14 protein-coding genes are annotated in these 12,723 nt (G+C 65.0%); 8 read left to right on the top strand and 6 right to left on the bottom strand.

What is annotated here, in order from left to right; genetic code table 11:
- Position 1 precedes the first annotated feature (1 nt).
- Complete coding sequence (locus SO156_RS11360; protein ID WP_498534845.1) at positions 2–1,216, top strand: DUF1501 domain-containing protein; 1,215 nt, start codon at positions 2–4, stop codon at positions 1,214–1,216.
- An 85-nt stretch (positions 1,217–1,301) separates the two neighbouring features.
- On the top strand, positions 1,302–1,625 hold the full coding sequence (gene hmuQ, locus SO156_RS11355) for a heme-degrading protein HmuQ (protein ID WP_458149650.1): 324 nt from the start codon (positions 1,302–1,304) through the stop codon (positions 1,623–1,625).
- 16 nt (positions 1,626–1,641) lie between these two features.
- Here hmuQ and SO156_RS11350 read toward each other — a convergent pair whose 3' ends face one another.
- The 6 genes from SO156_RS11350 to SO156_RS11325 form a co-directional block, all read right to left on the bottom strand.
- Positions 1,642–2,583 (bottom strand): aldo/keto reductase, encoded by a 942-nt coding sequence (locus tag SO156_RS11350; RefSeq protein WP_458149649.1) that lies wholly within the window; start codon positions 2,581–2,583, stop codon positions 1,642–1,644.
- Between the two features lie 250 nt (positions 2,584–2,833).
- On the bottom strand, positions 2,834–3,289 hold the full coding sequence (locus SO156_RS11345) for a GNAT family N-acetyltransferase (RefSeq protein ID WP_498534844.1): 456 nt from the start codon (positions 3,287–3,289) through the stop codon (positions 2,834–2,836).
- A 95-nt stretch (positions 3,290–3,384) separates the two neighbouring features.
- Positions 3,385–4,197: a PAS domain-containing protein gene (locus tag SO156_RS11340; protein ID WP_498534843.1), complete on the bottom strand. Its 813-nt coding sequence runs from the start codon at positions 4,195–4,197 to the stop codon at positions 3,385–3,387.
- A 174-nt stretch (positions 4,198–4,371) separates the two neighbouring features.
- The gene (locus tag SO156_RS11335) at positions 4,372–4,518 is read right to left on the bottom strand and encodes a hypothetical protein (RefSeq protein WP_498534842.1); all 147 of its coding nucleotides are present in this window, start codon (positions 4,516–4,518) and stop codon (positions 4,372–4,374) included.
- 76 nt (positions 4,519–4,594) lie between these two features.
- Positions 4,595–4,771 (bottom strand): hypothetical protein, encoded by a 177-nt coding sequence (locus tag SO156_RS11330; RefSeq protein ID WP_458149645.1) that lies wholly within the window; start codon positions 4,769–4,771, stop codon positions 4,595–4,597.
- 145 nt (positions 4,772–4,916) lie between these two features.
- Complete coding sequence (locus tag SO156_RS11325; RefSeq protein WP_458149644.1) at positions 4,917–5,567, bottom strand: glutathione S-transferase family protein; 651 nt, start codon at positions 5,565–5,567, stop codon at positions 4,917–4,919.
- 518 nt (positions 5,568–6,085) lie between these two features.
- On the opposite strand from SO156_RS11325, the gene SO156_RS11320 reads away from it, so the two are divergent.
- The 6 genes from SO156_RS11320 to SO156_RS11295 all read left to right on the top strand — a co-directional run bounded on the left by SO156_RS11320 (position 6,086) and on the right by SO156_RS11295 (position 12,709).
- Positions 6,086–7,288, top strand: coding sequence for a pyridoxal phosphate-dependent aminotransferase (locus SO156_RS11320; protein WP_458149643.1), 1,203 nt, complete (start codon positions 6,086–6,088; stop codon positions 7,286–7,288).
- Between the two features lie 163 nt (positions 7,289–7,451).
- A complete protein-coding gene (locus SO156_RS11315) occupies positions 7,452–7,931 on the top strand; it encodes a DUF992 domain-containing protein (RefSeq protein ID WP_458149642.1) in 480 nt (159 codons plus the stop codon).
- A 128-nt stretch (positions 7,932–8,059) separates the two neighbouring features.
- Complete coding sequence (locus tag SO156_RS11310; protein WP_458149641.1) at positions 8,060–10,108, top strand: elongation factor G; 2,049 nt, start codon at positions 8,060–8,062, stop codon at positions 10,106–10,108.
- A 322-nt stretch (positions 10,109–10,430) separates the two neighbouring features.
- On the top strand, positions 10,431–11,264 hold the full coding sequence (locus SO156_RS11305) for a shikimate dehydrogenase (protein WP_498534841.1): 834 nt from the start codon (positions 10,431–10,433) through the stop codon (positions 11,262–11,264).
- 56 nt (positions 11,265–11,320) lie between these two features.
- Positions 11,321–11,947, top strand: a complete 627-nt coding sequence (locus SO156_RS11300; RefSeq protein ID WP_498534840.1) for a hypothetical protein — start codon at positions 11,321–11,323, stop codon at positions 11,945–11,947.
- A gap of 117 nt (positions 11,948–12,064) precedes the next feature.
- Entirely contained in the window at positions 12,065–12,709 is a 645-nt protein-coding gene (locus SO156_RS11295; protein WP_458149638.1) for a single stranded DNA-binding domain-containing protein, read from the top strand.
- The last annotated feature ends 14 nt before the right edge of the window (positions 12,710–12,723 follow it).

Raw genomic sequence — 12,723 nt, 5'->3', positions numbered from 1 at the left:
GATGGATTGCGCCGAGAACCGGCTCCTCGCTTCGCGACGTGCGCTACTGCTTGGCGGCGCCTCCTTCGCCGCCTGGGCGTACTTGCCGAAATTCGCGCGCGCGGCCGACGGTCGCGATCCCCGCCTGATCGTGGTGATCCTGCGCGGCGCGCTCGACGGCCTTGCGACCGTCGCGCCGGTCGGCGACCCCGACTATGCCGGCCTGCACGGCTCGATCGCGCTGAGGCGCGATGGCGAGCACCCTGCGCTCATGCTGGACTCGTTCTTTGCGCTGCATCCCTCGATGCCGGAATTCGCGCGCATGTATCGCGACAAGCACGCCGCGGTGATCCATGCGGTGTCGACGCCCTATCGCGACCGCTCGCATTTCGACGGCCAGGACGTGCTCGAAAGCGGCTATGCCGGTCCCGGCCGCGTGCAATCGGGCTGGCTCAATCGCGCGCTGGAGGCGCTGCCGCGCGGCGAGCGCGTCTCGAGCGGGCTTGCGGTCGGTCCGACAACGCCCTTGGTGCTCCGCGGTGCCGCGCCGACCGTCGGCTGGGCGCCGGTCGCGTTGCCACAGGCCGATGACGACACCGCGATGCGGCTCGTCGATCTCTATCGTCACCGTGACCCTGCGCTTGCGTCCGCATTGTCGCAAGGCTTGCAGCTCGAGAAGGCGGCAAGCGGCGACGACATGAAGCCGAAGGGAGGCAATGCGGTCGCGCAAATGCGACTGGTCGCGAAGGGGGCTGCAAAACTGATGGCGGCCGACGACGGCCCGCGCATCGCCGCACTCGCCTTCGACGGCTGGGATACGCATGCCAATGAGGGCGGTCCGGTCGGGCGGCTCGCGTTCCTGCTCGGCGGCCTCGACGCCGCGCTTGCCGAGTTCGAAAGCGGTTTAGGGGATCGCTGGCGCGACACCGTCGTGGTCGTCGCAACCGAATTCGGCCGCACCGCCCGCATCAATGGCACCGACGGCACCGACCATGGCACCGGCACGATCGCGCTGCTCGCCGGCGGCGCCGTGAGAGGCGGCCGCGTGATCTCCGACTGGCCGGGCTTGAAACTCGGCAATCTCTACGAAGGCCGCGACCTCAAGCCGACGACCGACCTGCGCTCCGTGATCAAGGGCGTGCTGCAGGATCAGTTCGGCCTTAGCGATCGCGTGCTCGCCGAGACGGTGTTTCCTGAGAGCGGCGCGACACGGCCGATGAAAGGGCTGATTGGTTGAGATACACTCGGTGTCATTCCGGGGCGCGCGAAGCGCGAGCCCGGAATGACGAACTACGTTGTCGAGCGTTAGGAGAATCCGCCAGATGTACATCGCCATGAATCGCTTCCGCGTCGCCAAGGGGTCCGAAGCTGCCTTCGAGCAGGTGTGGCTGTCGCGCGACACGCATCTGGACAAGGTGCCGGGCTTCATCGAGTTTCATCTGCTGAGAGGGCCGGAAGCCGAGGACCACACGCTCTATGCTTCGCATACCGTGTGGGCGAATTATGCGGCCTTCGAGGCCTGGACCAAGTCGGAGGCGTTTCGCGCGGCGCATCACAAAGCCGGCGACAACAAGCCGCTCTATCTCGGCCATCCCCAGTTCGAAGGCTTTGAGGTGATGCAGACCGTGGGGCGCGGCGGGAAGTAGCGCCGCGCTGCAGGCTTCAGCTGTTGGTGATCCCGTCGATCTCCGCAAGCTCGTCCGCGCCGAGCTTCCAGGCGATCGCCTTGACGTTTTCCTCGACCTGTTCGACGCGGGTGGCGCCTGCAATCACGCTCGCCACCTGCGGGCGCGCGGCGAGCCAGGAGAAGGCGAGCTCGACCATGGTGTGGCCGCGGGCCTTGGCAAAGGCTTGGAGTTTCTCGACGATATCCTCGTTACGCGGCGTGACGTAGCGGTCGCGCAGCGCCGGCGCCTTGGCAAAGCGCGTGTCGGCAGGCGCCGCCGCGCCGCGCTGGTACTTTCCAGTCAGAAGGCCGCTCGCCAGCGGGAAGAATGGCAACAGCCCGAGCTTGTACTCCTGCGCGGCGGGCAGCAGGTCGTCCTCGATGTCGCGCACCACCAGGCTGTATTCGTCCTGGCACGAGACGAAGCGGCTGACGTTCATCGCACGCGCGGTAAACTCAGCCTCTGCGATACGCCAGGCCGGGAAGTTCGAATTGCCAATGTAGCGGACCTTGCCTTGGCGCACGAGATCGTCGAGCGCGCGCAGCGTCTCCTCCAGCGGCGTCAGCGGATCGTAATCGTGCTGCTGGTAGAGGTCGATGTAATCGGTCTTCAGCCGCTTCAGGCTCGCCTCGACCGCGCTCATGATGTAGCGGCGCGAGGCGCCCTGCTTGGTACCGTCGCTCGACATGGGCTTCGAGAACTTGGTCGCGAGCACGATGTCCTTGCGGCGGTCGCCGAGCACGGTGCCCAACACCGTCTCCGAACCGCCCATGCCCGCATAGATGTCCGCGGTGTCGAACAGCGTGATGCCGAGATCGAGCGCGCGGTGGATCACCTTGCGCGAGGTCTCCAGATCAGTTCGCTGGCCGAAATTGTTGCAGCCGATGCCGACGGCGGAGACACGCAGGCCGGAGGCGCCGAGATTACGGATTTCCATGGGAGGTCCTGTCAGAGGAGCGTGCGGACGAGCTCCCATTCTGACGGCCGTGTGGTCGGCCAGCAAGGCGACGGCCGCGGTGCTGCCATGCGCACAAAAAAATGCGGCCCCGGTCAGACGCGGCGACTGACGGGGACCGCTTGGGCGCGTGATCGGTGACGGGGGGCCTGATCAGGCGCGAGCGGGAGCCTAGTCCTGCAATGTTACGTGCAGGTGACAGCCGTGCTTATCCACAGGTTGCAACCGCGGCTCAGAAGATCTTGCGGTAGACGATGAAGCCGGAGCGCTCCGCCACCTTGTCGTAGAGGCGCTGCGCGGTGAGGTTGGTCTCATGCGTCTGCCAGTAGACTCGGGGCGAGCCCGCGGCCTTCGCCCGTTCATACACGGCGTAGATCAGCGCCGAGGCGACGCCCTGGCCGCGCGCGGCTTGCGCCGTGAACAAGTCCTGCAAGTAACAGGACGGCTCGATCGCAGTCGTCGAGCGGTGAAACAGATAGTGCGTCAGGCCGAGCAGTTGGCCGTCCTTGTCGGCGACGAGCGCATGCACCGGCTCGTAGGCATCGAAGAAGCGCTGCCACGTCATTCGCGTGATCTCGGGCGCGAGCGCGGTCGGCCCCGAGCGGCCGTAGAACGCGTTGTAGCCGTCCCACAGCGGCAACCATTGATCGTAATCCTGCCGGGTGACGGCGCGCATGCTGAGGGACATGTCGAAATTCCGCGGTCGAAGGGGACGCGAGGGACTGGCCAAGCGGGCCGTCATTCATACGGTATGATTGCCGCGCTGATCAACCTGCTCTTGCGCTACTCGGCGACGCGCAAAGAGCGGATCAGCTTGCGGCCGGTGGGATCGCGCAGCGAGCGATAGTAATCGGCGCGCGATGGCGTGTCGCTGTGACGGACGAGGTCGGTCACAGGCGTGTAGCTCAGCATGCGTCCGCCATCGGGAAGCGCAGTGCAGACGAAGCGCAGCACCTCGCCATTGCTGAGCTTGATATTGATCGGTGTGGCGTCGCCCATCCTCACCATCTCCATCCGCTCGGCAATGAAGGCGCTCAATTCATCCTCGGGCAGCTCGAAGGCGCCGGTGTCGCGTCCGTGATACATCAGCGCGATGAAGGGCGGCCGGCTCTCGGCCCTCTCGTCGGGCAGTGAGAAATAATCGCGGAACGCCCGGTTGATGAACTCGGCGCGTGTTTCTGCATCGAGCAAAACAATGCCGATGTCGACCTGGTCGAGCGCCGCCGACAGGCGCTCCGCCGTGGCGTAATGCCGGCGCTCCAGCGCAAAAGCGTCGAGCAGGCGCTCGCGCATCAGCCCGGTAATCCCCGCGGTGGCGGCTGCCGTGATCGCGAGCAGGCCGAGCCGTACGAGGTCGGTCGTGGCGTAGCCGGGAACGGCCTTGTGGTTGAGAAAGAACAGTGCCGTGCCGATCACCGCAACACTTGCACTGGCCATGGCCGAGGCGAAGCCGGACAGCGAGCCGGCAAAGGCGACGATGCAGACGAACAGTGGTGCGGGCGAGGGGACGGGAAGATAGCGATCGAGCAGAAGCGCCAGCAGCGCGGTCGCTGCCGTCAGCGCCGGACCGCATAGCGTACGCCATCCGAGGCGCATGGCCCTATCTTGCTCCCTGACGAGCTAACGCGAGGAGAGTGGCCGATCGTTGCACCGTTGCGGTGCGATTTCGCGCCAGATGCTTAAGGCGTGGCTGCGGCGGCGTGCAGAGCTTTCCGCTGATTTTACGCCAAATCGCAGCGCGTTTGAGCGAGCGCGCCTGCCAGCGTGCGCTTACACCGTCACACGGCTGCGCACGGCCGGAACGTTCAGCGTCGAAGTGCCCGTATTCTTGCGTGCGCCGGCGAAAATCAACAGCGATGCCGCGACCAGGATCGCCGCGGTCAGCGTCACTGCAACGATGATCACCGGTGACTTCATCGATGTCCTGTCGCAATGCCGGTCTGCGCAGGCCGGCACCGAAAGTGCCGAGTGGTGGTCCGGGATGGAACGAGGGTCAGCCCGCAAGCCCCATCGCCATCGTGGCCCGGGTCGTCAGTACCGTCAGGGTGACGATCAGGCACAGCGACAGCGCTGCGATCGCGAGCGATGCCGCAACGGCACCTGTCAACCGGGAAGAGACAACGGGGGCGGATCGGCCCTGAAAGCCGACCATGCCGGACGCCCGATTCATGGTCTAAATCCTTCAACGCGCGAGCGAATCACTCGCAACGCAAACCACTGTCACAATTTCAACCGGCAATATTGGGGCGGCGGCTGCGCCGAACATGGCGAAATCGCGGCAAAGGTTAACGTTGTGCCCGGTATTCTCGCCCCGCTCAGGCGCTCGCGGCGATGCTTGCGGGATCGTCGATATCGGCCGGCCGCCAGTCCATCGACACGAAGCCGGGGGCCTGCTCGACCCGCTTCAGCCAGGCCTGGACCGCCGGGAAGGTCGAGAGGTCGAAGTCGCAGCGGTCGGCAAGATGGGTGTAGCCGTAGAGCGCGATGTCAGCGACGGTGAGCTGTCGGGCGGCAAAATATTCGGCGGTCTTGAGGTGGTTTTCCATCACCTGGAGCGCGCCATAGCCACGCTCCATCCAGTCCTCCAGCGCGTGAGTCTGAAGGTCGCGGCCGCCCTTGACCAGCGATAACCAGAAATAGGCGGCACCGATATTGGGCTCGAGCGCGTGCTGTTCGAAGAACATCCATTGCAACGCCTCGGCGCGGTCGATGCGTTGCTCGGGCGCGAGCGGTGTACCGCCGGCCACGTACCAGAGGATGGCGTTGGACTCGGCGAGGTAGCGGTCGTCGCCGACCTCGAGCAACGGCACCTGGCCGGAAGGATTCTTCGCAAGAAAATCCGGCGTGCGGCTCTCGCCGCGCAGAATGTCGATCTCGATTGCCTGGTAGGGCAGGTTCAACAGCGCCAGCGCAAGGCGGACCTTGTAGCTGTTGCCGGAGCGTTGCATCGAATAGAGCTTGTACATTCCAGAGGTTCTGATCCGGTGATGGGAAGGCGCCGCTTGTTGCCCTGCAACGCGGCTAAACAATGATGCCGTTGCGAATCCGCCGCAAGGGCCGCGCGCTAGAAAAACTTGAAATCGCTACTGCACTGCAACGCCGCAAAAAATCATTTCAACACGACCGAACAATTCGCATCACGCTTGCGTCAGCTTGCGCTCATCTCGCGCCGGCGAATGGTTGCGGTATCATCTGCGCGATCACTTCGCATCGTCAGGTTGCACGGCCACGGCAGGTCCGCGGCTTGCACCTTCCGCAAGGAGCGAAATTGCTCGGAGGACAATGCTTGCCGGATATGAACCATTCCGGCAGCAAAGTTTAGGAATATTGCGCAAATCCGTGGCCTCGTTGGCGCGGAGCCGTAAACTTTTGCCCCAACAGGCCGAAGTTTCTTGCGGTGCAGCGCCACCCGTCCTAGGGTGCATCATTCCCACAATCAGAGTCGTGATGCTCAAGGGCTCACGACGCTCGCCAGGAGATGATGATGTCCTTCCTTGCCGCTGCGCTCGACCGTGTGAAGCCGTCCGCGACCATCGCGGTCACGGATAAAGCACGCGCGCTGAAAGCGGCAGGCCGCAACGTCATCGGCCTCGGCGCCGGCGAGCCCGACTTCGATACGCCCGCCAACATCAAGCTGGCCGCGATCCATGCCATCGAAGCCGGCAAGACCAAGTACACTGCGGTCGACGGCATCCCCGAGTTGAAGGAAGCGATCATCGCGAAGTTTCAGCGCGAGAACGGCCTCAGCTACAAGCCGAACCAGGTGATCGTCGGCACCGGCGGCAAGCAGGTGCTCTACAACGCGCTGATGGCGACCATCAATCCGGGCGACGAGGTGATCATCCCGGCGCCCTATTGGGTCAGCTATCCTGAGATGGTCGCGCTCGCCGGCGGCGAGCCCGTTCCGGTGGTCTGCACCGCCGCGACCGGCTTCAAGCTCCAGGCCGAAGCGCTCGAGCGTGCCATCACGCCGAAGACCAAATGGGTCATCCTCTGCTCGCCGTCGAACCCGACCGGCGCGGCCTACACCAAGGCCGAGCTGAAGGCGCTCACCGACGTCCTGGTGAGGCATCCGCATGTCTTCGTGATGACGGACGATATGTACGAGCACCTCGTCTATGACGACTTCCAGTTCACCACCGTCGCGCAGGTCGAGCCGAAGCTCTACGACCGCACGCTCACCGTGAACGGCGTCTCGAAAGCCTACTGCATGACCGGCTGGCGCATCGGCTATGCCGGCGGTCCTGCGCAGCTCATCAAGGCGATGTCGACCATCCAGTCGCAATCGACCTCGAACCCCTGCTCGATCGCGCAGTGGGCCTCGGTGGAAGCGCTGAACGGTCCGCAGGATTTCATCCCCGCGAACAACAAGGTGTTCAAGGAGCGCCGCGACCTCGTCGTCTCCATGCTCAACCAGGCGAATGGCATCGAGTGCCCGCGCCCCGAGGGTGCGTTCTATGTCTATCCGTCCTGCGCCGGCACGATCGGAAAGACCGCGCCATCGGGCAAGGTGATTGGAAACGACGAGGCGTTCGTCACTGAGCTCCTCGAAAGCGAAGGCGTCGCGGTCGTGCAGGGCTCGGCCTTCGGCCTCGGTCCGGCCTTCCGCATCTCATACGCGACCAAGACCTCCGATCTCGAAGACGCCTGCAAACGCATCCAGCGCTTCTGCGGCAACCTGCGCTAGGCCGTCGGATCAATGAAACAAAAAGGCCCGCTTCCAGGCGGGCCTTTTTTTGAACCGCAGGTGATCTGGAACCACCAAGATTATTATGGCATAGACGCTTCGCGCGCCGCGGGTGCGGCGCTCTCTCTCTCTGCTCGCATCACATCATAGCCGGAGACTTTCCATGCGCCGTTCACTCCTCCTCGCCGGGCTTGCCGCGGCTGGCATCGTTGCGTCCGTCGCAAATGCGAGCGCGCAGCAGCGGATGGTGCAGGTCGGGGTGCTCGAATGCCGCGGCGGCGCCAGCATCGGCTTCGTGGTTGGATCGGTGACCAATCTCGGCTGCGTGCTGCGTGCCGAAGGCTTGCCGGAGGACCGTTACGTCGCGACCATCCGCAAAGTTGGTCTCGACCTCGGCATCACCCAGGAGACGGCGCTGGCGTGGGGCGTGTTTGCGCCAGTCGACCGCCTCGGGCCTGGCGACCTCTCGGGCAACTATGCCGGCGCGCAAGGCAGCGCGTCGGTCGGCGTCGGCTTGGGCGGCAACGTGCTGGTCGGCGGCTCCAACAATTCGATCGCGCTCCAGCCGCTCAGCGTGCAGGGCCAGGTCGGACTCAACGTTGCCGCGGGCCTCGAAAGCCTGGAACTCCGGCCGGGTCGATAACGTCAAGCACGCTTTCGGCGACGACGCACCGCAGCGACGTTTCGCGCTTGCCAAAACGAAGGGACGGGCAGAGCATCGACCTTTGCCGACCCAATCACGGGCCGAGCTCCACATGAAGGAGGCGGCGAATGGGACAAGACGTCAGAAGTCCCCGAGGTCCACGGTGCATTGCGCTGGTGGGCCCTTTCCAAAGCGGTAAAACCACTCTTCTCGAAGCGATTTTGGCACGAACGGGCGCAATCCCGCGTGCCGGCAGCGTCGACGCCGGGACTTCGGTGGGCGACGCCACGGCAGAGGCCCGCCATCACAAGATGACCGTTGGCCTGACGGCTGCCACCACGAGTTTCATGGGCGACAGCTACACCTTCCTCGATTGTCCGGGTTCCGTTGAGTTCGCTCACGACATGCGCGCGGCGCTTCCCGCGGTCGACGCTGCAGTCGTGGTCTGCGAGGCCGACGAGAAGAAGCTGCCGCAGCTTCAGATCATCCTGCGTGAGCTGGAGGAGATGAAGATCCCGCGCTTCCTGTTCCTCAACAAGATCGATCGCGCCAACAAGCGCATTCGCGAGACGCTCGAGACGTTGCAACCGGCCTCCCGCGTGCCGCTGGTGCTGCGTCAGATTCCAATCTGGAGCGGCGAGCTGATCGAGGGCTTCGTCGATCTCGCGCTCGAGCGCGCCTTCGTCTATCGCGAGCACAAGGCCTCCGAAGTCGTCGCGCTCGAAGGCGGCAATCTCGACCGCGAGAAGGAGGCCCGCTTCTCGATGCTGGAGAAGCTCGCCGATCACGACGACGCGCTGATGGAGCAATTGCTCGAAGACATCCAGCCGCCGCGCGATGCCGTGTTCGACGATCTCTCGCGCGAACTCCGCGAAGGCTTGATCTGCCCGGTGCTGCTGGGAGCGGCGGCACGTGAGAACGGCGTGCTGCGCCTGATGAAAGCGCTGCGCCATGAGGCGCCCGGCATTGCAGAGACCGCCAAGCGGCTTGGCACGCCCGATACCAAGGATGCGCTGGGCTATGTCTTCAAGACGCTGCATTCGCAGCATGGCGGAAAGCTGTCGCTGACGCGCTTGCTTGCCGGCCATCTCGACGACGGCGCAACGCTGCAATCCGCCTCGGGTGGCGCAGGGCGCATCTCCGGCATTCTCGCCGTGAACGGTGCCTATGATACCAAGCGCCCGTCGGCGGAGGTCGGCGACACGGTCGCGCTCGGCAAGCTCGATCCGATCAAGACAGGCGACACGATCTCGACCGGCAAGACCCAGCCGGCTCAGCTGATCGCGGTCGAGCCGACGCCGCCGGTGCTTGCGATCTCGGTCGCGGCCACCGATCGCAAGGATGACGTCAAGCTCGGCCAGGCGCTCGCCCGGCTGCACGAGGAAGATCCCTCGCTCGTCATCGTGATGAACGCCCAAACCCATGACACCGTGCTGTGGGGGCAGGGCGAGATGCACTTGCGCGTCGCCAGCGAGCGGCTGCGTGACCGCTTCGGCGTCAACGTCAAGTCTCACCCGCCGGCGATCGGGTACCAGGAGACCATCCGCAAGCCGATCGTCCAGCGCGGCCGGCACAAGAAGCAGTCCGGCGGCCACGGCCAGTTCGGCGACGTCGTGCTCGACATCAAGCCGCTCGCGCGTGGAGAAGGGTTCAAATTCGCCGAGAAGGTGGTTGGCGGTGCGGTGCCTCGCAACTACATCCCGGCGGTGGAGGAAGGCGTCGTCGACGGCTTGACGCGCGGCCCGCTAGGCTTCCCCGTCACTGACGTCGCGGTGACGCTGACCGACGGCTCTTATCACAGCGTCGACTCCTCCGATCTCGCGTTTCGCACGGCGGCGCGGGTCGGGCTCAACGAAGGCCTGCCGCAATGCCAGCCGGTGCTGCTTGAGCCCATCCATGTCGTCGAGATCGTCTGCCCGACGGACGCCACCGCCAAGATCAACGCGATCCTGTCGGCGCGGCGCGGCCAGATCCTCGGCTTCGACACCCGCGACGGCTGGAGCGGCTGGGACTGCGTGCGCGCCATGATGCCGGAGGCCGAGATCGGGGAGCTCATCGTCGAGCTGCGCTCCGCAACCGCAGGCTCCGGCAGCTTCACCCGCCAGTTCGACCACATGGCCGAGGTGACGGGGCGCGCCGCCGATCAGATCATCGCCGCGCATCGCGACGCGGCGTGATGGTGGCATCTCGTTGGACGGCCGGCCGCTAGGCCGGCCGTCGACGCTTCACGTTTCAATTCATTGAGCTTCGTGACCATCCTCCGTGCACGCGAGGATAGTGCGTGAAGCCAGGCTCGATTCCCGTTGCAAAATCGTGCTTGCCGCCGTGCTGAGCGCGTTCGCTGGCTATGTCGGCGGCATCGCCCTCCTGCCTCCCGGGGGCGAGATTTGCACGGCGCTGCGACGCTCGCGTGCTTGACAGCGCGGGCCGGACGCGAAATGGATCGCCGACAAACTCCCGGGAGGGACTGTTGCGAACCTGCGCCTTCGAGGAAAAACCGTGTCCAAGACGCCCGTAGCCTGCCTGATCGGATGGCCAGCGGCGCATTCGCGCTCACCGTTGATCCATCGCTACTGGCTTCGCACGCTCGGTATCGAAGGCGGCTATGTGATCGAGGCGGTGCCGCCGGAGGATCTGCGCGACTTCGTGCTGCGGCTGTCGTTGCACGGTTTCGTCGGCGGCAACGTCACGATCCCGCACAAGGAGGACGTGCTCGCGCTCTCGACGCCGGATGCGCGCGCCAAGGCGGTCGGTGCCGCCAACACGCTGTGGCTTGCGGGTAGTGAACTGCATTCGACCAACACCGACGTCGAAGGCTTCATCAACAATCTCGACGCCAGCGCACCGGGTTGGGATGCGGCCGAGGAGGCGCTGGTGCTGGGTGCCGGCGGCTCGTCCCGCGCGGTCGTGTTCGGCCTGCTCGAACGCGGCGTCAGTCGCGTCCGTCTCGCTAACCGCAGCATTGCGCGGGCCGAGACGCTTGCGACTGCGTTCGGCGCGCGCGTGCAACCCCTGGCCTGGGACGCGATCGGTGACGTGCTGCCGCGCGCAGGACTGCTCGTCAACACGACGTCGCTCGGCATGCGTGGTCAGCCGGCGCTCGAACTCGACATCACGCTCCTGCCGCAGCAGGCGGTCGTTGCCGACCTCGTCTATGTTCCGCTGATCACGCCACTGCTCGCGGCCGCGCAGGCACGCGCGCTCAAGACCGCCGACGGGCTCGGCATGCTCCTGCACCAGGCCGTGCGCGGGTTCGAGCTGTGGTTCGGCAGGCGGCCGCAGGTGACGGCAGAGCTGCGCGCGCTGGTCGAGGCCGATCTCACAAAAACTTGAGAGAATAGGACGCGGCCTCCGGGGTCCTGTCCTGGTGGGACAATCGGAGACTTTTCATGCCTGTTCAACGTGCAACTTTCACGCGTCCGCTCGTCGCTGTCGCGATGGTGGGCCTGTCCACGCTCTACGCCGTCGCGCAGCAGGCGCCTGTGCCGACACGGGTCCGCGGAACGATCGAAAAAGTCGATGGCGATCTGCTGTCGGTGAAGTCACGCAGCGGCGAGGATGTCAGGCTGCATGTCGCCCCCGACCTGCGCGTCGCGGGGATCACCAGGATCGCCCTTTCCGATATCAAGGTCGGCTCCTTCATCGGAGCGACCACGGTGCCGGGACCGGACGGCGGCCAGAACGCCGTCGAGGTCCATGTCTTTCCGGAAAGCATGCGCGGCACCGGCGAAGGTTCGCGTCCGTACGATCTGCGGCCGAATTCAAGCATGACCAATGCGACGGTGGCCGAGAGCGTGGTCGGCAATGACGGTCACACTCTGCTCGTCAAATACAAGGACGGCGAGAAGAAGGTGTTCGTTTCTTCGGAGACGCCGGTCGTCACCTACGTGCCCGGCGATAAATCGGACCTGAAAGAGGGCGCCAAGATTATCGCTTTCGTCAAGCAGCTGGCGGACGGATCGTTCGAGACCAGCCGCGTCAGCGTCGGCCGCGACGGCCTGACGCCGCCGATGTGAGGCGCTCGCGGTGCGCCGGTCGATTTTCGTGATCGCAACAAAGCGCAGGACAGCGGAATAGGCATCCGAGTCCGGGGTTGCGATGATTGACCGGCGCAACCACCCTGGAGGGACGCCATGCAGGAACTGAACGCCCGGAGGCCACACACGCTCGTGGCCTCGCTTGCTACCATTGCCATTGCGTCGTCTGCGTTTCTGTCTTCGATCGCGTCGGCGCAGCAGGCACCGACGGTCCGTATCCGCGGGAGCATCGAGACCGTCGATGGCAACATGCTTGGCATCAAGACTCGCGAAGGCAGCGACGTGAAGGTCCGCATGACCGACAACGTGGCGGTGTTCGCCGTCGTCAGGACTGCGCTATCGGAGATCAAGGAGGGCTCCTATATCGGCGTCACGGGCATGCCTGAGCCCGACGGGTCGCAGCGGGCGATTGCCGTGCACATATTCCCGGAGAACCAGCGTGGCGCGGCCGAAGGTTTTAGACCCTGGGATGCGCGCGCCAACTCGACCATGACGAATGCGACCGTGGCCGAGACGGTCAAGGGCACCGATGGCCAGAACATCCTGCTCAAATACAAGGACGGCGAGAAGAAGATCGTGGTGCCGCCGGACACGCCGATCGTCACCTTCGTCGCCAGCGACAAATCCGAGGTGAAGCCGGGCGCGAAGCTTATCATCTTCGGCGCGGCCAAGAAGGAGGACGGTTCGCTCGAAGCCAACCGTGTCAATGTCGGCCGCGACGGAGTGACGCCCCCGATGTGACTGCGGGCGTCGTT

The sequence above is a fragment of the Bradyrhizobium sp. UFLA05-125 genome, assembly GCF_059803515.1.
This window is presented reverse-complemented; position numbering and strand designations above follow the sequence as displayed.

Bases quoted from the DNA above. Each gene is read 5' to 3' on its own strand.
- SO156_RS11360 (WP_498534845.1), top strand. From the start codon at position 2: ATGGATTGCGCCGAGAACCGGCTCCTCGCTTCGCGACGTGCGCTACTG.
- hmuQ (WP_458149650.1), top strand. From the start codon at position 1,302: ATGTACATCGCCATGAATCGCTTCCGCGTCGCCAAGGGGTCCGAAGCT.
- SO156_RS11350 (WP_458149649.1), bottom strand. From the start codon at position 2,583: ATGGAAATCCGTAATCTCGGCGCCTCCGGCCTGCGTGTCTCCGCCGTC.
- SO156_RS11345 (WP_498534844.1), bottom strand. From the start codon at position 3,289: ATGTCCCTCAGCATGCGCGCCGTCACCCGGCAGGATTACGATCAATGG.
- SO156_RS11340 (WP_498534843.1), bottom strand. From the start codon at position 4,197: ATGCGCCTCGGATGGCGTACGCTATGCGGTCCGGCGCTGACGGCAGCG.
- SO156_RS11335 (WP_498534842.1), bottom strand. From the start codon at position 4,518: ATGAAGTCACCGGTGATCATCGTTGCAGTGACGCTGACCGCGGCGATC.
- SO156_RS11330 (WP_458149645.1), bottom strand. From the start codon at position 4,771: ATGAATCGGGCGTCCGGCATGGTCGGCTTTCAGGGCCGATCCGCCCCC.
- SO156_RS11325 (WP_458149644.1), bottom strand. From the start codon at position 5,567: ATGTACAAGCTCTATTCGATGCAACGCTCCGGCAACAGCTACAAGGTC.
- SO156_RS11320 (WP_458149643.1), top strand. From the start codon at position 6,086: ATGTCCTTCCTTGCCGCTGCGCTCGACCGTGTGAAGCCGTCCGCGACC.
- SO156_RS11315 (WP_458149642.1), top strand. From the start codon at position 7,452: ATGCGCCGTTCACTCCTCCTCGCCGGGCTTGCCGCGGCTGGCATCGTT.
- SO156_RS11310 (WP_458149641.1), top strand. From the start codon at position 8,060: ATGGGACAAGACGTCAGAAGTCCCCGAGGTCCACGGTGCATTGCGCTG.
- SO156_RS11300 (WP_498534840.1), top strand. From the start codon at position 11,321: ATGCCTGTTCAACGTGCAACTTTCACGCGTCCGCTCGTCGCTGTCGCG.
- SO156_RS11295 (WP_458149638.1), top strand. From the start codon at position 12,065: ATGCAGGAACTGAACGCCCGGAGGCCACACACGCTCGTGGCCTCGCTT.